The organism is Streptomyces sp. NPDC005181, from assembly GCF_040608395.1.
Classification (GTDB): Bacteria; Actinomycetota; Actinomycetes; order Streptomycetales; family Streptomycetaceae; genus Streptomyces.
Genome location: NZ_JBEXID010000002.1, coordinates 25,485 through 44,255 on the forward strand (window position 1 = coordinate 25,485; position 18,771 = coordinate 44,255).

19 protein-coding genes are annotated in these 18,771 nt (G+C 69.7%); 5 read left to right on the plus strand and 14 right to left on the minus strand.

What is annotated here, in order from left to right; genetic code table 11:
- Window positions 1-173: 173 nt before the first annotated feature.
- A complete protein-coding gene (locus tag ABZV38_RS02000; protein WP_356323540.1) occupies window positions 174-902 on the plus strand; it encodes a phosphatase PAP2 family protein in 729 nt (242 codons plus the stop codon).
- Window positions 903-1,007: 105 nt separating this feature from the next.
- On the opposite strand, the gene ABZV38_RS02005 is transcribed toward ABZV38_RS02000, so the two are convergent.
- Both ABZV38_RS02005 and ABZV38_RS02010 read right to left on the minus strand, forming a co-directional pair.
- The gene (locus ABZV38_RS02005) at window positions 1,008-2,612 is read right to left on the minus strand and encodes an FAD-binding oxidoreductase (protein WP_356323542.1); all 1,605 of its coding nucleotides are present in this window, start codon (window positions 2,610-2,612) and stop codon (window positions 1,008-1,010) included.
- Between the two features lie 103 nt (window positions 2,613-2,715).
- Window positions 2,716-2,910 carry a hypothetical protein gene (locus ABZV38_RS02010; RefSeq protein WP_356323544.1) on the minus strand — a complete coding sequence of 65 codons (195 nt, stop codon included), beginning with the start codon at window positions 2,908-2,910 and terminating at the stop codon, window positions 2,716-2,718.
- 133 nt (window positions 2,911-3,043) lie between these two features.
- Between ABZV38_RS02010 and ABZV38_RS02015 the strand changes: the two genes are divergently transcribed.
- Both ABZV38_RS02015 and ABZV38_RS02020 read left to right on the plus strand, forming a co-directional pair.
- Window positions 3,044-3,964 carry a hypothetical protein gene (locus ABZV38_RS02015; RefSeq protein WP_356323546.1) on the plus strand — a complete coding sequence of 307 codons (921 nt, stop codon included), beginning with the start codon at window positions 3,044-3,046 and terminating at the stop codon, window positions 3,962-3,964.
- A gap of 141 nt (window positions 3,965-4,105) precedes the next feature.
- Window positions 4,106-4,306, plus strand: a complete 201-nt coding sequence (locus tag ABZV38_RS02020; protein WP_356323548.1) for a hypothetical protein — start codon at window positions 4,106-4,108, stop codon at window positions 4,304-4,306.
- 73 nt (window positions 4,307-4,379) lie between these two features.
- Here ABZV38_RS02020 and ABZV38_RS02025 read toward each other — a convergent pair whose 3' ends face one another.
- Complete coding sequence (locus ABZV38_RS02025) at window positions 4,380-4,745, minus strand: metal-sensitive transcriptional regulator (protein WP_356323550.1); 366 nt, start codon at window positions 4,743-4,745, stop codon at window positions 4,380-4,382.
- A gap of 201 nt (window positions 4,746-4,946) precedes the next feature.
- On the opposite strand from ABZV38_RS02025, the gene ABZV38_RS02030 reads away from it, so the two are divergent.
- Together ABZV38_RS02030 and ABZV38_RS02035 are read left to right on the plus strand one after the other, a co-directional pair.
- A complete protein-coding gene (locus ABZV38_RS02030; RefSeq protein WP_356323553.1) occupies window positions 4,947-5,567 on the plus strand; it encodes a DUF47 family protein in 621 nt (206 codons plus the stop codon).
- A gap of 5 nt (window positions 5,568-5,572) precedes the next feature.
- Complete coding sequence (locus ABZV38_RS02035; protein ID WP_356323555.1) at window positions 5,573-6,571, plus strand: inorganic phosphate transporter; 999 nt, start codon at window positions 5,573-5,575, stop codon at window positions 6,569-6,571.
- Window positions 6,572-6,759: 188 nt separating this feature from the next.
- Here the strand turns inward: ABZV38_RS02035 and pstB are convergent, their stop codons facing one another.
- The 11 genes from pstB to mshD all read right to left on the minus strand — a co-directional run bounded on the left by pstB (window position 6,760) and on the right by mshD (window position 18,585).
- Complete coding sequence (pstB, locus tag ABZV38_RS02040; protein WP_356323557.1) at window positions 6,760-7,536, minus strand: phosphate ABC transporter ATP-binding protein PstB; 777 nt, start codon at window positions 7,534-7,536, stop codon at window positions 6,760-6,762.
- Window positions 7,537-7,563: 27 nt separating this feature from the next.
- The gene (gene pstA, locus ABZV38_RS02045) at window positions 7,564-8,649 is read right to left on the minus strand and encodes a phosphate ABC transporter permease PstA (protein ID WP_356323560.1); all 1,086 of its coding nucleotides are present in this window, start codon (window positions 8,647-8,649) and stop codon (window positions 7,564-7,566) included.
- Entirely contained in the window at window positions 8,646-9,644 is a 999-nt protein-coding gene (gene pstC, locus ABZV38_RS02050) for a phosphate ABC transporter permease subunit PstC (RefSeq protein ID WP_356323562.1), read from the minus strand. The genes pstA and pstC overlap by 4 nt, the downstream gene beginning before the upstream one ends.
- Before the next feature lie 158 nt (window positions 9,645-9,802).
- Window positions 9,803-10,939, minus strand: a complete 1,137-nt coding sequence (pstS, locus tag ABZV38_RS02055) for a phosphate ABC transporter substrate-binding protein PstS (protein WP_356323564.1) — start codon at window positions 10,937-10,939, stop codon at window positions 9,803-9,805.
- 344 nt (window positions 10,940-11,283) lie between these two features.
- Window positions 11,284-11,697, minus strand: coding sequence for an NUDIX hydrolase (locus ABZV38_RS02060; RefSeq protein WP_356323566.1), 414 nt, complete (start codon window positions 11,695-11,697; stop codon window positions 11,284-11,286).
- Entirely contained in the window at window positions 11,694-12,737 is a 1,044-nt protein-coding gene (locus ABZV38_RS02065) for a CHAD domain-containing protein (protein WP_356323567.1), read from the minus strand. Before ABZV38_RS02065 ends, ABZV38_RS02060 begins: the two co-directional genes overlap by 4 nt.
- On the minus strand, window positions 12,724-14,970 hold the full coding sequence (locus tag ABZV38_RS02070; protein ID WP_356323569.1) for an RNA degradosome polyphosphate kinase: 2,247 nt from the start codon (window positions 14,968-14,970) through the stop codon (window positions 12,724-12,726). The genes ABZV38_RS02065 and ABZV38_RS02070 overlap by 14 nt, the downstream gene beginning before the upstream one ends.
- 270 nt (window positions 14,971-15,240) lie before the next feature.
- Window positions 15,241-16,233 carry an ABC transporter permease gene (locus ABZV38_RS02075; RefSeq protein ID WP_356323571.1) on the minus strand — a complete coding sequence of 331 codons (993 nt, stop codon included), beginning with the start codon at window positions 16,231-16,233 and terminating at the stop codon, window positions 15,241-15,243.
- On the minus strand, window positions 16,230-17,126 hold the full coding sequence (locus ABZV38_RS02080) for an ABC transporter ATP-binding protein (RefSeq protein WP_356323573.1): 897 nt from the start codon (window positions 17,124-17,126) through the stop codon (window positions 16,230-16,232). The genes ABZV38_RS02075 and ABZV38_RS02080 overlap by 4 nt, the downstream gene beginning before the upstream one ends.
- Window positions 17,123-17,530, minus strand: coding sequence for a GntR family transcriptional regulator (locus tag ABZV38_RS02085; RefSeq protein ID WP_356323575.1), 408 nt, complete (start codon window positions 17,528-17,530; stop codon window positions 17,123-17,125). The genes ABZV38_RS02080 and ABZV38_RS02085 overlap by 4 nt, the downstream gene beginning before the upstream one ends.
- A gap of 131 nt (window positions 17,531-17,661) precedes the next feature.
- Window positions 17,662-18,585, minus strand: coding sequence for a mycothiol synthase (gene mshD / locus ABZV38_RS02090; RefSeq protein WP_356323577.1), 924 nt, complete (start codon window positions 18,583-18,585; stop codon window positions 17,662-17,664).
- Between the last annotated feature and the right edge of the window lie 186 nt (window positions 18,586-18,771).

Genomic DNA, 18,771 nt, shown 5'->3' on the forward strand with positions numbered 1-18,771 from the left:
TGCGCACTGACCATGCGGCACTGACCGGCACAGTCACACGCATCACGCAGGAGCGATCGCCGCGGGATCGAAGTAGCGACCGAAGCAGTGGTCGAACCGAACACGGGGGTTCGTCATAAGCGGTGCACACGGGTGTGCACCGCGGCAGCAGACAAGGCAAGGGGCCGCAGCAGATGGCTGGACTCGCACTGGATGGGTCGAACCCCGACGTCAGCCTGCTCTACGACATCAATGGGCTCGCGAGGTCCGCTCCGACCTGGTTCGACCGGGTCATGGAGTTCGTCGGCGAGTACGGGATCATGCTCGGCATGGTCCTGGTGGTCCTGTGGTGCTGGTGGTGCGTTCGCCGGCGCGGCACGGCCGAGGACTCGGTGACGGCTGTCGCCGGGATCGTCTGGGCACCGCTCGCCGCAGGCATCGCCCTGCTCGTCAACATTCCGATCCGGGGCTTCGTGGAGCGGCCGCGTCCGTTCCGCGACCATCAGGGGCTGGACGTCCTGGTGTCGGGGAAGGACGACTTCTCTTTTGTGAGCGACCACGCGACCATGGCGATGGCTCTGGCCGTCGGGCTGTTCGTGGCCAACCGCAAGTTCGGGTTCGCCGCGATCGCCCTCGCGCTGGTGGAAGGGTTCTGCCGGATCTACATGGGGGTCCACTACCCCACCGACGTCATCGGCGGATTCGCGCTCGGCACCGCCACCGCGCTGCTGCTCGCGCCGCTCGCGATGGCGCTGCTGACTCCGGTGGTGGCGGCCGTCGCCCGGTCGGAACGGGTGGGCCGGCTGGTGCGGTCGCGCCGACCGGTGCCGGCCACGGCCGAGGGCCGGGGCGGGGCGCTCGGGATCCCCGAGCCGCGCCCGGGGTCCGGTGGCAGCGCCGGCGAGAAGGATCTGGCCGCGTAGGCGGTAGCGGGAGGCGCCTGTATCGGCGCAGGTGCCGATACAGGCGTGGTGGTCCGGGGCGGCGGGCGGCGGGGCGGGTTCGTTCCGCAGCCCGCCGCCCCCGCGTCACAGCGCCTGGGGGAACGTGAACAGCCGCCCGGGGTCGTACTGCTTCTTCAGACGGGTCAGCCGGTCGGCCGCCGTGCCGTAGTACGCCTGCCGCCAGTCGCTCAGCGTCGGGTCGGTGTAGTTCTGGTACGCCGCCCCGGACGCGTAGCGCCGCAGCGCCGCGTGAGTGTTTTTCAGCCAGTCCTGTTGGACGGTGCCGGCCGTGCCGGGGCGCCAGGAAGCGATGTACTGGGCGAGCATCCGGGAGCGGCGGTGGACGAAGGCCGTCGAGGCCGGGTCGACCCGGTTGATCGCCCCGCCGAGCGCCGTCAGCGCGATCGATCCGCCGCCACCGCTCGGGCCCACGCCGATCCGGGTGAACGCCTCGGCCCGGTCGAGCAGGGCGCGCAGGCCCGCCGGGGACAGAGAGCTGTCGAAGAAGTCGGACGCGGCGGCGTACGTCTCGCGCTGGAGCGTGCCCTGCGGGGTGCGGCCGGGTGTCGCTCCCGGCAGATGGCACTGGGCGTCGGTGATGCCCGAGCAGCCCGCGTACACGAGCATCGCGTCCTGGTAGCTGCGGCGGCGCAGCGAGACCGAGGTCGCCGATGCGCCGATCCGGTCGGCGAGGCGGTCGACGGCATTCTGCAGGTCGTCATAGGTGCCGAGGCTGAACGCGGCGACCGACACCGTCGGGCTGCCGCCGCCCGGACCGGCCGCCAGATGCGCGGAGGACCAGATCTCGTCCGGCTGGTCCGGGCCCCATGCCTGCCAGGCCGCGATCACGGACTGGGCGCGTGACCAGGGCCAGGACATGTACGCCATCACGGTCTGCGGGGCCGGGCGGGTGCGGAACTTCAGCTCGGTGACCACACCGAAGTTGCCGTTGCCCGCGCCGCGCAGCGCCCAGAAGAGGTCCGGATGGTGCTTGGCATCGGCGGTCACGGTCGTGCCGTCGGCCGTGACGAGAGTGGCTGCGGTGAGGCTGTCGCAGGTCAGGCCGTACGCGCGGGACGCGACACCGTGGCCGCCGCCGAGGGTCAGGCCGGAGATGCCGACGGTCGGGCAGGAGCCGCCGGGGATCGTCAGGCCGTGCGGGGTGAGCCCCTGGTAGACGTCGATGAGCTTGGCACCCGCGCCGATGGTGCCGTCCCGGTCGACGCGAGCGAGTGACGAGACGTCAATGACCAGGCGGCCGTTGCCGCTCGACCAGCCCGCGTAGGAGTGGCCGCCGCTGCGGATGGAGACGGGAGTGGAGCTGCGGCGGGCGAAGGCCAGGCACTCACGGATGTCCGCCTCGTGCCGGACGTAGGCGACGGCTGCGGGCTTCTGGTCGTCGAACCGGGTGTTGTAGAGCTGACGGGCGGTCGGATAGGTGGCGTCGCCGGGGCGTACGAGGGTGCCTTCGAGGCTCTTGGCGAGGGCGGACCAGCTCGCCGGACCCGTCGGGGAGGTGGCGGAGGCCGATGACGCGGGTGGTTTCGACGGGGTGCGCGTCGTGGTGGTGGAAGGGCTGCTGCCGGAGCCCGAGTCGGAACTGGAGTTGGCCGGGCTGCATGCGGTGACGCCGGCGAGGGCTGTTGCCGCGCCCGCGGTGAGCAGGGTGCGCCGGTTCGGCAGGTTCATCGGACCTCCGGGTGATGGCCTCGTCGCGGGTCGGGGTGATCAGCGATCGGGGAGGTGATCGGCGGTCGGGGAAGCGATCGGCGATCAGAGGGGTGATCGGTGATCAGGGGGCGGAGCAGTGCTCTTCGGCGTCCGTGCGGGCGCGGTCGCGGGAGCGGCGGGCCGGACCGGTCCAGCCGCAGCCGCAGCGGGCGACGCAGAACGAGCCGCGTTCGATGGTGAACGGCTCGTGTGTGGGGGGTGGGGTCGCCGCGCCGGGAGCGGCCGGTGGGACCTCGTCGGTGTGTTGGTCGTACACGCGTCCACGGTACTGGCACGGCCACCTGGCGGTGAGGCCTGGGGGCACGGCGTGACGGGGGACAGGGGTGGTCGTTATGCGAAGTGGGCGGGGTGCTCGGGCAAGCAGTTACGTCGTTGGGGGTTGGCAGGCGATGGTGGTGCAGCAGCACAGGTCCGGAGGCGGGGCGCGCGCTGTCTGCGTCCTCGCCGTGGTGGGCGTGATGGCGGCGGCCGCCGGATGCTCGGCCGGTGGCGGCAGTGGTGGTGTCGTCGGCGACCGGGCCGTCGCGGACGAGCGGGGCGGGGCCGATTCCGTCGACGTCGTCCATCGGGCGGCCGAGGTGCTCGCCGGGGGCGACGGGAGGGGCGGGAATCAGCCAGGCGGGCGGACCGTCGGCGGAACCGCCGAGGTGCGTACGTCGATGGAGACCGCGGCCGGCGGGACGCGGGTGACGATCACCGGCCGAGGCGCGTACGACTTCCGCAAGCAGCTCGGCCGGCTCACGCTCGTGCTGCCGAAGGACGCCGCGGGCGAGGAGGAACACCGTCCCATCACCGAGCTTTTCGCCCCCGGTGCGCTGTACATGAAGAACCGTGGCGCCGGAGTGCCCGACAGCAAGTGGGTCAGGGTCGATACGACGGCCCTGGAGGACGGCAATCTGGTCACCGGCGGAGCCACCGATCCGATGGCCGCCGCCGAACTTCTGCGTGGGGCGCGCGAGGTGACGTACGTGGGGCAGAGCGAGCTGGCCGGGGTGGTGGTCCGGCACTACCGGGGGACCGCGGACATCGGGCGGGCAGCGCGGGTCGCCTCGCCGGGATCACGCGAGGCGCTGGCGGCGGCGGCGCGAGGGTTCCGTACGAACGCGGTGCCTTTCGACGTGTATCTGGACGAGGCGGGGCGGCTGCGGAAGGTGCGGCACCGGTTCAGTTTCGCCAACGGGGGCAACGGGGGGCCGACGGTGCAGGTGGTGTCGACGACGCTGCTGTCCGGGTTCGGGGCGCCGGTCACCGTACAGCTTCCGGATGATCGGGACATCTACACCGGGAAGATCCAACAGGGACAGCGGTAGCGGGGTGGTGGCGTCGGGGCGGGGCCGCGGTCGGGGTGCGTAGGCATCCGGCGGGGCCGAAATGGTCCGTCCGTGCCATGCGCGGCGCGTGGTCCGCTCCCTACGCTAGGAAGTCGGCGACGGCAGTGAGAGGTGACGTACGTGGTGACGCTCAGCACTCGGACCGATCAGGACCGTGTGGCCCTTGCCGAGATCGAGCTGTGCGGGGAGCTGATGATCGCGGCGTCGGCGGCGATCGGGGAACGGCTCAGTGCGGACCGTATCGACGAAGTGCTCAACGTCAGGGTGACGGCCACCGCCGAACGCCCCACCGTCCCCCGGCAGGGCGACCACCGGGGGTGACGGGCGAAGGGGGCCGGTCGGGAGAGCGGTGAAAAGGAAGGGGTGACGGAAGTCCACGTCAGGTGGGGTCACCTCAGGTGCGGAGGAGGCGGGCGATCGCCTTCGTGGCTTCCTCGACCTTCGCATCGATCTCCTCGCCGCCCTTGACCGCCGCGTCGGCGACGCAGTGCCGCAGATGCTCCTCCAGGAGCTGGAGCGCGAACGACTGGAGGGCCTTCGTGGACGCCGAGACCTGGGTCAGTATGTCGATGCAGTAGACGTCCTCGTCGACCATCCGCTGCAGGCCGCGGATCTGGCCCTCGATCCGGCGCAGCCGCTTGACGTGCTCGGCCTTCTGGTGGTGGTAGCCGTGTATGCCGCGGTCGTGGTCGGTGACGATCGATGTGGGGTCCGTCGCCTCTGTGGGATCCGTCGCCTCTGTGGTCTCGGTGGTGCTCATGGATGCCTCCCGTTTTCCCTTTACCCTGCCGTTTTATATACCCCTGGAGGGTATATCCTAACGAATTCAGCTGAACCGTGACCGGGGGCCCATGCTGATCACTGTGTCCGATGCGCGACACTGAAGAATGCCGGTTAGCCGTGGCCGGATGATGCGCCTAGCATCAGCCTGACCGAATCCAAAGCATCCCGAGGACCCCACGTGCGCTTTCGTCTGACCCCCAGGGAGACGAGCTTCTACGACATGTTCTCCGCATCCGCGGACAACATCGTCACGGGCTCGAAACTCCTGATGGAACTGCTCGGGGCGGACTCTGCCTCCCGAGTCGAGATCGCGGAACGTATGCGGGCAGCGGAGCACGCGGGGGACGATGCCACCCACGCGATCTTCCACCAGCTGAACTCCTCTTTCATCACGCCGTTCGACCGCGAGGACATCTACAAGCTCGCATCGTCGCTCGACGACATCATGGACTTCATGGAGGAGGCCGTCGACCTGGTCGTGCTGTACCAGGTCGAAGAACTCCCCAAGGGTGTCGAGCAGCAGATCGAGGTGCTGGCGCGGGCGGCCGAGCTCACCGCCGAGGCGATGCCGAGTCTGCGGACGATGGACAACCTCACCGAGTACTGGATCGAGGTCAACCGTCTGGAGAACCAGGCCGACCAGATCCACCGGAAGCTGCTCGCCCATCTCTTCAACGGCAAGTACGACGCCATTGAGGTCCTGAAGCTCAAGCAGATCGTGGATGTGCTGGAAGAGGCGGCCGACGCGTTCGAACACGTCGCCAACACGGTGGAGACCATTGCGGTCAAGGAGTCCTGAACCACGTGGACACCTTTGCGCTGATCGTGACCATCGCTGTCGCGCTCGGCTTCACCTATACGAACGGCTTCCACGACTCGGCGAACGCCATCGCCACCTCGGTCTCCACCCGGGCACTGACCCCGCGGGCGGCCCTGGCGATGGCCGCGGTGATGAACCTCGCCGGTGCCTTCCTGGGCCAGGGGGTCGCCGAGACCGTCAGTGAGGGCCTGATCGCGACGCCCGAGGGACAGAAGGGGATGGGCATCCTCTTCGCCGCGCTCGTCGGCGCGATCATCTGGAACCTCGTGACCTGGTACTTCGGGCTTCCGTCGTCGTCCTCGCACGCCCTGTTCGGCGGCATGGTCGGCGCGGCGCTGGCCGGCGGAACGATGGTGCACTGGGACGGGGTGCTCGAAAAGATCGTCATCCCGATGTTCGTCTCGCCCGTCGTCGGTCTGATAGTCGGCTATCTGGTGATGGTCACGATCATGTGGCTGTTCCGGAATTCCAACCCGCACAAAACCAAGCGCGGTTTCCGGATAGCGCAGACGGTCTCGGCGGCCGGGATGGCGCTCGGGCACGGTCTGCAGGACGCGCAGAAGACGATGGGCATCGTGGTGATGGCGCTGGTCATCGCCGATGTCGAGGGTCCGAACGACCCGATCCCGGTCTGGGTGAAGCTCGTCTGCGCGCTGATGCTCTCGCTGGGTACGTACGCGGGTGGCTGGCGGATCATGCGGACGCTCGGCCGGAAGATCATCGAGCTGGACCCGCCGCAGGGTTTCGCCGCCGAAACGACCGGGGCGTCGATCATGTTCGGCTCGGCGTACCTGTTTCACGCACCGATCTCCACGACGCATGTGATCACCTCGGCGATCATGGGTGTGGGGGCGACGAAGCGGGTGAACGCGGTGCGGTGGGGGGTCGCGAAGAACATCATCCTCGGGTGGTTCATCACGATGCCGGCTGCGGCCCTGGTCGCTGCTACGAGTTACGGGCTTGTCGTGCTGCTGTTCGGGTGACGGGCTGGGGTACCGGGGGTGCCCGGTGGCTGCTTTGTCCTCAATGATGTGCCGCCGGCCGGAGTGGGTCTGTCGGCCGGGTGGGCTTGAAGTGAATTGGGTCCGCCCCCGTTCCCTTGTGGGGAGCGGGGGCGGACCCTTTGCCTTGTGGGTGGCACCGCCATGCAGCACCCCAAGGCTGTCCTTGGTCACCCAAAGCGGCCGGAGATGTAGTCCTCCGTAGCCTGGACCGATGGGTTGGAGAAGATCCGTTCCGTCTCGTCGATTTCCACGAGCTTGCCGGGCCTGCCGACCGCCGCGAGGTTGAAGAACGCCGTGCGGTCCGAGACGCGGGCCGCCTGCTGCATGTTGTGCGTCACGATGACGATCGTGAAGCGTTCCTTCAGCTCGCCGATCAGGTCCTCGATGGCGAGGGTGGAGATCGGGTCCAGGGCGGAGCACGGCTCGTCCATCAGCAGCACATCCGGCTCGACCGCGATCGCGCGGGCGATGCACAGGCGCTGCTGCTGGCCGCCGGAGAGGCCGGAGCCGGGCTTGTTCAGGCGGTCCTTGACCTCGTTCCAGAGGTTGGCGCCGCGGAGGGACTTCTCGACGACGTCCGACAGCTCGCTCTTCCTGTACGAACCGTTCAGCTTCAGGCCCGCCGCGACATTGTCGAAGATCGACATGGTCGGGAACGGGTTCGGGCGCTGGAAGACCATGCCCACCGTGCGGCGCACGGTGACCGGGTCGACGTGGGAGCCGTACAGGTTCTCGTCGTCCAGCAGCACCTTGCCCTCGACGCGGCCACCGGGGGTGACCTCGTGCATCCGGTTCAGGGTGCGCAGGAAGGTGGACTTGCCGCAGCCGGACGGGCCGATGAAGGCGGTCACGGAGCGGGGCTCGACGGTCATCGAGATGTCCTCGATGGCGAGGTGGGAGCCGTAATAGGCGGACAGGCCGCTGACGTCGATGCGCTTGGCCATCTGAATCACTGCTTCTTTCGTGCCGCGTCAGCGGCCGGTCTTCGGGGCCTTCCAGCGGGCGATACCGCGGGCCACCAGATTGAGGATCATGACGAAGGCGATCAGGACCAGAGCGGCGGCCCAGGCGCGGTCGTACGACGCCTCACTGCCGATCTTGTACTGCTCCCAGATGTAGAAGGGGAGCGACGACTGTGCGCCTTGGAAGGGGTTCGGGTTGATCAGCTGGCTGCCGAAGACCAGCAGGATGATCGGTGCGGTCTCGCCGGCGATCCGGGCGATCGCGAGCATCACACCGGTGGTGATGCCGCCGATCGCGGTGGGCAGGACCACCTTCAAGATGGTGCGCCACTTCGGGATGCCGAGGGCGAGCGATGCCTCGCGGAGCTCGTTCGGGACGAGCTTGAGCATCTCCTCGGTGGAGCGGACCACGACCGGGATCATCAGGATCGTGAGCGCCAGCGAACCCATCAGGCCGGACGGCTGGAGCTGCGCCAGCAGCATGATCGACAGGATGAAGAGGCCGGCCACGATGGACGGGATACCGGTCATCACGTCGACGAAGAACGTCACGGCCTTGGCGAGCGCGCCCTTGCCGTACTCCACCAGGTAGACGGCGGTCAGCAGGCCGATCGGGGCGGAGATCACGGTGGCGATGCCGACCTGCTCCAGGGTGCCGATCAGTGCGTGGTAGACACCGCCGCCCGGCTCCGTGCCGAGCACGCCGGCCATGGAGTGGGTGAGGAAGTAGCCGTCCAGGGCCTTCGAGCCGCGGCTGACCGTCGTCCAGACCAGCGAGGCCAGCGGGACGACGGCGAGGAAGAAGCACACCCAGACGACGCTGGTGGCGAGCCGGTCCTTGGCCTGGCGCCGGTTCTCGACGACCGACGTCGTGACGTACGAGATGACGACGAAGAGCACCGCGGAGAACAGGCCCCACTGCGTGCGGCTCTGCCAGCCCGCCGCCGCGCCGATGCCGACGCCGAGCACGACCGCTGCGGCCGCGAAGGCGAACGGGGCCCAGCGGGGGAGCGCCCGGCTGCTGAGGCTGTTCCGGGAAGCCGCCGCCGTGGGGGAGGGGCGCTCCTGTATACCGGTGTTGGTTACACGGCTCATGCGTTGGCCCCCGAGTACTCCTTGCGGCGGGCGATGATGAGCCGGGCCGCGCCGTTGACCAGCAGGGTGAGGACGAAGAGGACGAGGCCGGAGGCGATCAGGGCGTCACGCCCGAACTGGTCGGCCTCGTCGAACTTCGCGGCGATGTTCTGGGCGAAAGTTCCGCCGCCGGGATTGAGTACATGCGCCGAGATGATGAAGCTCGGCGACAGGACCGTGGCGACGGCCATCGTCTCGCCGAGTGCGCGTCCGAGGCCCAGCATCGACGCGGAGATCACGCCGGAGCGGCCGAAGGGCAGCACCGAGAGGCGGATGACTTCCCAGCGGGTGGCGCCGAGAGCGAGGGCGGCTTCCTCGTTCATCTTCGGGACCTGGAGGAAGACCTCGCGGCTGACGCTCGTCACGATCGGCAGGATCATGATCGCGAGCAGGATGCCGACCGTGAAGAGCGAGCGGGCGACGCCGACCTCGGTCTTCTCCAGCACGTACGTCCAGCCGAAGAACTGGTCGAGCCAGAGGTTCAGGCCCTCCAGGTACGGGACCAGGAAGAGGGCGCCCCAGATGCCGTACACGATGCTCGGCACTGCGGCCAGCAGATCGACGACGTAGGCGAGGGGCGCGGCCAGCTTGCGCGGCGCGTAGTGCGAGATGAAGAGGGCGATGCCGACAGCGATCGGAACCGCGATGAGCATCGCGATGATCGAGCTGACGACCGTGCCGAAGAGCAGGACCGCGATACCGAAGACCGGCTTGTCGCCGACCGGGTTCCAGTCCAGCGTGGTGAAGAAGTTGCCCTGGTCCTTGGAGACGGCGAGGGTCGCGCGGTACGTCAGGAACACGGCGATCGACGCCATGATCACGAGCAGCAGAATGCCTGAACCCCGTGAGAGGCCCAGGAAGATTTTGTCGCCTGCGCGTCCGGTGGCTTTGGGCCTGGCGCGCTTGCGCTGCACCGGGCGCGCCGGTGGCGTGTCTATCGGTGTGGTGGAAGCCATGGTCTTTCCGGTCTGTGTGGGGGAGCGGTGTGGCTCCCCTGGCGGCGGTGCACCGGATGGGATGGGGCGGCGGGCCGACCCGGAGGGGTGCACCGGGTCGGCCTGCCGTGTGTTGCCTGTGGAGCTGATTCAGCTGGTGTTACTGGTGGTGCTTGTGATTACGAGAGGGAAGCGATGGTCTCGCGGACCTTGGCGTTGATCTCGGTCGGGATCGGCGCGTAGCCGGCCTCGGTGAGGAGCTTCTGGCCCGCGTCACCGGCGGTGTAGTTCAGGAAGGACTTGACCGTGGGGAGCGTCTCGGCCTTGTTGCCCGTGTCGCAGACGACCTCGTACGTCACCAGGACGATCGGGTACGCACCCTCGGCCTTGGTGGTGTAGTCGAGGCCGAGCGCCAGGTCCTTGCCGGTGCCCGTGATCTTGGCGGCGGCGATGGCCTTGGAGGCGTTCTCCGAGGAGGCCTTGACCGGGGCGGAGCCACCGGTCTGGATGTCGACCGTGGAGATGGACTGCGAGGAGGCGTACGAGAGCTCGAAGTAACCGATCGAACCGTCGACCTGCTTCACCTGGGCGGCGACACCGGCGGAGCCGGACGCGGCCTGGCCACCGGGGGCCGGCCACTTCTTCTCGGGCTCGTACTTCCAGTCGTTCGATGCGGTGGCGGCGAGGTACTTGCCGAGGTTCTGCGTGGTGCCGGAGTCCTCGGAGCGGTGGAAGGCCTGGATCGCCTTGTTCGGAAGCTTCGCGCCGTCGTTGAGCTTGGCGATCGCGGTGTCGTTCCACTTCTTGATCTTGCCGTCGAAGATCTTGGCGAGCGTGGGGGCGTCCAGCGTCAGGCTGTCGACACCCTCGAGGTGGAAGCCGATCGCGATCGGGCCGCCGACCATCGGGAGGTTGATGCCCTGGCCGGTCTTGCAGATCTTCTTCGAGTCGGTGACCTCTTCGGGCTTCAGGGCCGAGTCGGAGCCCGCGAAGCCGACGGTGCCCTGGTTGAAGGCGATGATGCCTTCACCGGAGGACGACGCCTTGTAGTTGATCTCCACGCCCTCGCAGCCGGCCATGTAGTTCTTGACCCAGAGGTCCATGGCGTTCTTCTGCGCGCTGGAGCCGGAGGCGAGCAGCTGACCCTTGGCGTCGTCGCACTTGACGTCCGACGCGGCGCTCGTCTTCTCGCCGCTGCCGCCGGTGGCGCTGCCGCTGTTGTTGTCCGAACCGCACGCCGTGAGGACCAGGGCGCTGGAGACGGCGAGGGCACCGAGCGCGGTGGCACGAAGCCGGTTCTTGCGCTGAAGCTTCACTTTCGGGTTTTTCCTTCCAGAAGCCGCCGAGGTCTTTTTCGTTCTACGACGGCGTGCGATGTGGTGGGTGGTGCGGCGTTTCGCCGCGCACCGTGCACTGCCGAAATTAGGCAGAACAGGTGAAGTGGCCTACGGGGGAGAGTGAACGGAAGGTGAACCGTGGCGGGCGGTGCGGTGCGGTGCTCGCGCGGCGGTCGCGTGGTGTGCACGGAGCGTGTGGTGACCGGTGGTCCGGTGGCCTCTGTGTCCTCAGGTGCAGGGCGGGCCGGGGTGCGCCGGGCGGCTCGAAGGCGCCCTCAGGTGCCGGCCGGGCCTGGGTGGTGCCGGGCTGGCTTGAATGCGCCCTATGCCGTCGGCAGGGCGGTCAGCACTGCGTCCAGCAAGGCGCGGTCGCGGGGCTGGGTGAGCCGGCCGCGGGCTGCTTCCGGGGGGAGCCAGAGGATACGGTCCACCTCGTCGCCCGGGACGAACGCGCCGTCCGTCGCCTCGGCCGCCCAGTACGTGACTTCCTTGGGCCGGCCGTTCGCGACATACCGGACGGTGGGCAGCGGGGCGCCCGGTATGCAGTGGTGCCCGGTCTCCTCCAGGACCTCGCGCAGTGCGGCGTCCCTCGCCGGCTCGCCGCGCTTGAGCTTGCCCTTCGGGTGCGACCAGTCGTCGTAGCGGGGCCGGTGGACCAGGCAGATCTCCAGTTCTCCGGAGTACGGAGCCCGGCGCCACAGCACGCACCCCGCGGCCTGCACGGTGGTCCCGGTCATGACGCGGTCACGGCCGCCGCGTACGGCCAGGTCTCCCGGAACACCCCGCGGGCCGCCTCCACCTCGTGCCGCTGGTCGGCGTGGAGCACCCCCAGGGCGTACGCGGTGGCCGGCGCGATCCGGGGTGTGCGGGCCGCCGATGCCGCCGCCGATGCGGCCTCCGCCGCGTCCCGGTGCAGGTCGAGCGCGTGCCCGGGCGCGGCCAGGACCGGGTCGGGGGCGCCGCGTACTACCTCGTGGGCGTACCGGTGCAGTCGCAGCAGAAGGCGGGTCTGGTGCCAGGGCGCGTCGTACGCCTCGTTGTACGGCTCGACCGCCTCGTCCGACGGGAGCGCGGCCACCGCGCCGAGCAGCCGCTGTTCGGCACGGTCGGCCGGCCCGTGCAGCATCTCGACGGCCGGGGCGGTGGCCGCGGCGGAGAGCGGGACCTCGGAGGCGAGCAGGGCGACCGCATCGGCGACGGCGTGGAACCGGGACGAGCCGAGCGCCTGGAGCGCCGTCGAGTGTGCGCGGGTCCTGGCAAGGGTCAGCTGCCGCTCCAGCAGCGCCCCGGCCCGCGCCGCACCGACGTCGAGCGCGGCGCGTTCCTTGGCGTGGGCGACCTGCGGGGCGACTTCGCGCTGGGTGGTATCGGTGTCGCGGGATGCGGTGCCGGCGGCCTGCGCGCGGGCCGCCGGCAGCGAGGTGCCGGACAGGGCGTGCAGCGCATCGAGGAGGCGGGTGAGCCGGGTCGCGTACGCGTGCTCGCGGGCCAGGGTGCCGGAGAGCCAGGCCAGTTCCGTACGGAGCTGTTCGGCCCAGCCCGGTTCGAGTGCCGAGCGGAAGGTGTGCAGGGTGCCGCTGATGCGGCGGGCCGACCGGCGCAGGGCGCCGGCGGCCTCTTCGGCGGCGAGTGACCCGGCGTCCGTGGGGGCGCTGTTCTCGCGGCGCAGTCGCAGGCTCCGCAGGAAGTCCGCGGCCTGTTCCTGCAGGTAGGGGCCGAGGACCGCGCCCGCGGACACGTCCGTCCGGGTCGTCGTCTGGTGGTCAGGGCGTCGCACGCCGGCGCCTCCGGGCGTCAATGAGCATTTCCTGTACATGCCGCAGCGGCTGGCCGTCCGTGTCCGTGGCGTGCCGGGTCCAGTTCCCGTCGGGACCCAGGTGCCAGGAGGAGGTGGTGTCGGCCATACCGGTCTCCAGGAGTCGGCTGAGCGCGACGCGGTGGGCGGGGTCGGTGACGCGGACCAGTGCTTCGATCCGGCGGTCGAGGTTGCGGTGCATCATGTCGGCGCTGCCGAACCACACTTCGGGTTCGCCGCCGTTGCCGAACGAGAAGACCCGGGAGTGTTCGAGGAAGCGGCCCAGTATCGAGCGGACCCGGATGTTCTCGGAGAGGCCGGGGACGCCGGGGCGGATCGCGCAGATGCCGCGTACCCAGATGTCCACCGGCACGCCCACCTGGGCGGCCCGGTAGCAGGCGTCGATGATCGCTTCGTCGACCATCGAGTTGACCTTGAACCGTACGTAGGCGGGGCGTCCGGCCCGCTGGTGCGCGATCTCCTTGTTGATGCGGGAGATCAGTCCGTCGCGCAGGGACTTCGGGGCGACGAGCAGTCGGCGGTACGTCTCGCGGCGGGAGTAGCCGGAGAGCCGGTTGAAGAGGTCGGAGAGGTCCGCCCCGACCTGGGGGTCCGCGGTCAGCAGGCCGAGGTCCTCGTACAGCCGCGCCGTCTTCGGGTGGTAGTTGCCGGTCCCGACGTGCGAGTAGCGGCGCAGGGTGTCGCCCTCCTGGCGGACCACGAGCGACAGCTTGCAGTGGGTCTTCAGCCCGACGAGGCCGTAGACGACATGGCAGCCGGCTTCCTCCAGCTTGCGCGCCCACTTGATGTTGGCCTGCTCGTCGAAGCGGGCCTTGATCTCGACGAGCACGAGGACCTGCTTGCCGGACTCGGCGGCGTCGATCAGCGCGTCGACTATCGGCGAGTCGCCCGAGGTCCGGTACAGCGTCTGCTTGATCGCGAGCACGTCCGGGTCACCCGCCGCCTGCTCCAGGAACGCCTGGACGGAGGTGGAGAACGAGTCGTACGGGTGGTGCAGCAGCACATCGCGTTCGCGCAGTGCGGCGAAGATGTCGGGTGCGGAGGCGGACTCGACCTCGGCGAGATCGCGGTGGGTGCCCGCGATGAACTTGGGGAACTTCAGCTCGGGCCGGTCCAGCGACGCTATGCCGAACAGGCCGGTGAGGTCGAGCGGTCCGGGCAGCGGGTAGACCTCGGCGTCGGACACCTTGAGCTCGCGGACCAGAAGGTCAAGGACGTACGGGTCGATGAACTCCTCGACCTCCAGGCGTACCGGCGGGCCGAAGCGGCGCCGCATGAGCTCCTTCTCCAGGGCCTTGAGGAGGTTCTCGGCGTCGTCCTCCTCGACCTCCAGATCCTCGTTCCGGGTGACCCGGAACATGTGGTGGGCGAGGACCTCCATGCCCGGGAAGAGCTCTTCCAGATGCGCAGCGATGATGTCCTCGATGGGGACGTACCGCTGCGGAGACGCCTCCAGGAACCGGGTCAGCAGCGGCGGCACCTTGACGCGGGCGAAATGGCGGTGACCGCTCACCGGGTTGCGTACGACGACCGCGAGGTTGAGCGAGAGGCCCGAGATGTACGGGAACGGGTGCGCCGGGTCGACGGCCAGCGGCGTCAGTACGGGGAAGACCCGCTGCCGGAAAAAGGTGAACAGGCGGGCCTGTTCCTTCTCGGTCAGCTCCGGCCAGCGGATCAGCTGGATGCCCTCGTCGGAAAGTGCGGGCGCGATGTCCTGCTGGTAGCAGGCGGCGTGCCGGGCCATGAGCTCGCGCGACCGGGTCCAGATCAGGTCGAGGACCTCGCGGGGCTGCAGACCGGAGGCGGAGCGGGTGGCGACGCCGGTGGCGATACGGCGCTTGAGACCGGCCACCCGGACCATGAAGAACTCGTCCAGGTTCGAGGCGAAGATGGCGAGGAAATTGGCCCGCTCGAGAAGGGGCGTAGCAGCGTCCTCGGCGAGTTCGAGCACTCGTTCGTTGAATGCGAGCCAACTGCGCTCCCGGTCCAGGAACCGGCCATGGGGCAGCTCGTCGCCGTCGACATCGGGTTCGTACGCATCCGCGTCGGCGTCGAGATCGGGATCGAGGTCGGCGGCGGTGGAAATACCGCCGTTTGCCGACGCGACGGCATGCGGGCGGTGCGCGGCGAGAGAGCCGATGGACGGCTGCGCGGCGTGCTGGACCGGGACCTCGGAGCTGGGCTGCTGGCTCATGGCCCTATTGTTCCGCGCGGAAGGCCCCTGGGGCGCGTCGGACGGTACGGAGATCGCGGGAATCGCACGGTCTCTGCCGGGATTTTTCCCGTTGCGGGGGGTCGGCACAGCTGGCTGCATCCTGAGAGGGTTGCAAGCGCGTCTGAATGGGCGGTAACGGCGACATGACGTGCAGGAAGCGGTGTGCGGGTGCGGGGTTGCGGCGGCGGGGCGCCTGTGCGGGGTCCGGGCCGCCCCCTATGCGGCCCGGACCCCGGTGATAGGAGCGGATCAGCCGTGGCGGCGGCGCAGCACGCGGAAGGCGAGGGCCACGGCAGCGGCGGCGAGGACGAGCAGGATGCCGGTCTCGACCAGCTGGAGCGGCCAGAAGTGCGAGGCGGGGTGGTAGTCGCTGAAGGCCGTGATGCCGCCCCGGTTGCGCAGGCAGCTCGTGAAGGCCTCCCCCGAGCCGGCCGGGAGGCAGTCCTTCCAGTAGATCTCCTTGCCGGAGGCGGTGAGCATGCCCGACTCGATGTGCCAGGGGTCACCGCTCGGGAAGTCGCGACCCAGATAGCGGACGGTCGGCCAGAGCTCGTAGCGGCGCTTGCCGAGCCCCAGCATGACCGTGCCCAGGACCAGGGCCGTGAGGCTCATGGACAGAACGGTACGGCGTACGACCACGGCGCACAGGGCACCGACGGCCACGGCCAGCAGGGCGTAGGCGACGGCGGTCAGGCCGAGCGCGGGGTGGATACCGCTCTGGAACCAGTTCAGGTCGTAGGCGTCCGCCTTGCTTCTTATGCCTGACCGGCCCCATCGGTAGACGAGGACGAGAGTGGTCATACCGGCGGTCGCCAGAGCCGCAGGAAGGGCGAGCCGGGCCGCCAGCCACTGGGCCGGGGACACCGACTGGGTCCAGGCCATCCGGTACGTGCCGCTCTCCAGCTCGCGGGCGATCAGCGGTCCCGCGACGAAGACGCCGATGAGCCCGGCGAGCAGCAGGACAGCGGTACCACCGCTCGCCAGATAGCCCTCGGTGTGGGAGCGGGCGTAGGTGGACAGGTAGGAGCCGTCGCCGCAGCGGGTGATATCGCCGTCGGCGCAGCGTTCGGCCGAGCTCGCGACCGCGACCCAGATCCGGAGCCCGACCACGATGCCGATGCCCAGCACCAGCAGCGCGCCGGCCGCCCACAGGGAACGGCGGTGCTGGCGCAGCAGGACCCGGAGGGGGCCCCGCAACCCGGCGGCGGGTGCGACGGGCGTATGCAGACCGATGGCGCTCATACGGCAGCCACCTCTCTGCCGGCTTCCGCGCTCGGCGTCAGCAGCGCAGGTGCCTCCGGTGAACGGAGATGCGCCAGCAGCAGCTCCTCCAGTGACGGTTCCGCGATCTCCCAGGCCGAGTCGTCCACCGGGCCCTCCCTCCGTACCAGTGCGGTCAGCTGTCGTCCCGTCGTGCGGGACTCGACGACGGTGTGCGGCGCCAGGTCCCGTACCGGACCCGTCAGCAGGGTGTGCGCGGCGAGGATGTCCTCCGTCTCGCCGCCGAGGCGGACCCGGCCGCCGTCGACGAGCAGGAGGTAGTCGCAGGCGCCCTCCAGCTCGGTGAGGATGTGCGAGGACATCACGATGGTGGTCGCGTGCTCGGCTGCCTCCGCCATCAGGACGCCCATCAGCTGGTGCCGGGCGAGCGGGTCGAGATCGGCCATCGGCTCGTCGAGCAGCAGCAGTTCGGCGCGCTTGCCGAGTGCGAGGGCGAGCGCTAGGCGGGTGCGCTGACCGCCGGAGAGCGTACGGACCCTGGCGTCATCGGGGAGATCCCCGATGACGCGCTCGGCCGTGGCCCGGTCCCAGGTGGCGGGGTTCAGCTCGGCGCCCGCCCAGAGCGTCTCGGCGACCGTCAACTGCGGGTACAGCGGCTTGTCCTGGGCCACGAAGGCCATCCGGGGCCGCGCCTCGGCGGGTGTGGTGCCCAGGATCCGTACCGTTCCCTCGACCGGCCGCAGGAACCCTGCGGCAAGGGCGAGCAGGGTGGACTTGCCTGCGCCGTTGGGTCCGACGAGCGCGCACACGCGCCCCGTGGGCAGCCGGAACGAACAGTCGCGCAGCGCCCACCCCCCGGCCCTGCGCCGGTATTTCATACCGAGGCCGGTCGCCTCGATCGCAGCGCCTGTCATGTGTGGCTGTCCCCCTTGAACATGCTGTCGAGTACGGCAGTGAAGAGCGCATTCATGTCGTCGCGTTCCAGTCCCGCCTCCCGGGCCCGGCGGGCCCAGTCGGTGAGTTCCCCTCGCAGGGGTGTGTCCGTGGTGGCCGTGGATCCGAGGGTCCGCCGCACGAACGTGCCGAGCCCGCGCCGGGCCTCGACGAGGCCTTCGCGTTCCAGCTCGCGGTAGGCCTTGAGCACGGTGTTCGGATTGATGGCGGTGGTCTCGACGACCTCGCGTGCGGTGGGCAGCCGGTCGCCGGGCTCCAGCAGTCCGAGGCGGAGGGCCTGTTTGGTCTGCTGGACGATCTGGAGGTACGTGGCGACGCCGCTGCGGCGGTCGATGCGGAACTCGACCGCTGCGGACTCTGCCATGTTCACTCCTTTCACTAATTGAGTAGTGAAAGGGTGTCGGAAAGAAGGGGCGGCGTCAAGCGACGCCGCCCCGCGGAAAGCGGTGCCGGACCAGGACTGCGAGCGGGCTGCCCGGACTTCGTACCGGCTGCTCAGGACTCCGTGCGGTACATCAGGTCCACCTCATGGGTGGCGAAGCCCATCCGCTCGTACACCGTCAGGGCCGCCTTGTTGTCCGCGTCGACGTAGAGCATCGCGGTCGGCAGCCCCTCGGCGGCGAGGTGGCGCAGCCCGATCGCGGTGAGCGCCTTGCCGAGGCCGCCGCCCTGCGCGTCGGGCCGGATGCCGAGGACGTACACCTCGCCGAGCTGCTCCTCGGCGTGCACCTTCGTCCAGTGGAAGCCGATCAGCTCGCCGTCGCGCTCGGCCAGGAAGAAGCCCTTCGGGTCGAACCACGGCTCGGCCTTGCGGTCGTCCAGGTCGCGCTGGGTGAGCGACCCCTGCTCGGGGTGGTGGGCGAAGGCGGCGCTGTTCACCGCGAGCCAGGCGGCGTCGTCCTGGCCGGGCACGAAGGTGCGGATGGTGACGCCCGGCGGCAGTACGGGCTCCGCGATGTCCAGCGGACTCAAGCCGCGGCGAAGCTGACGCAGTTCACGGAAGAGGGAGAGGCCGAGGACCTGGGCGAGATGGCGCGCCGCGGACTTCCCGCCGTGCGCCCAGACGCGCAGCCGCTTCCCGGTGGCGGCGAGCAGCGCGGCGCCCAGCGCCCGCCCGTGCCCCTGGCCGCGGTGCGCGGGGTGCACGACCAGCTCGGCGGCCGGCGCCTCGACGGGGTCGGTGTCCTCCAGCTGCGCGTACCCGACGAGGGTGCCCGAGCTGGTGAGCAGCAGGTGGCGCACACCCTCCCGGCGCCCGCCCCTGAGCTGCAGCCGGCCCTGCTCGGAGACCGCGGGCCTGCCGTCGGCGCGGGTCGCTTCGTCGAGCAGATCGAGGACGGCTCCGGCCTGGTCGGCAGAGAGCACGTCGAGCGTCCGGATCTCACGCCCGGGGGCGGGGAGGGGTACATCAGTCGTCATGCGTACGAGCGTACGGCGGGGCGGGGCGGTGAGGGGGGCAGTGGGGTGTCGCGGGGTTCGGCCATTGCCGTGACGTTTTCGACCGAGTAGGTGCGAGATGCGGGTGGTGCGGGGGAGTTGATCCCCTTACTCACTACATGGCAACCGGTTCGTAACTCGAAACACCTGTCGCGCTACGCGCGTTGA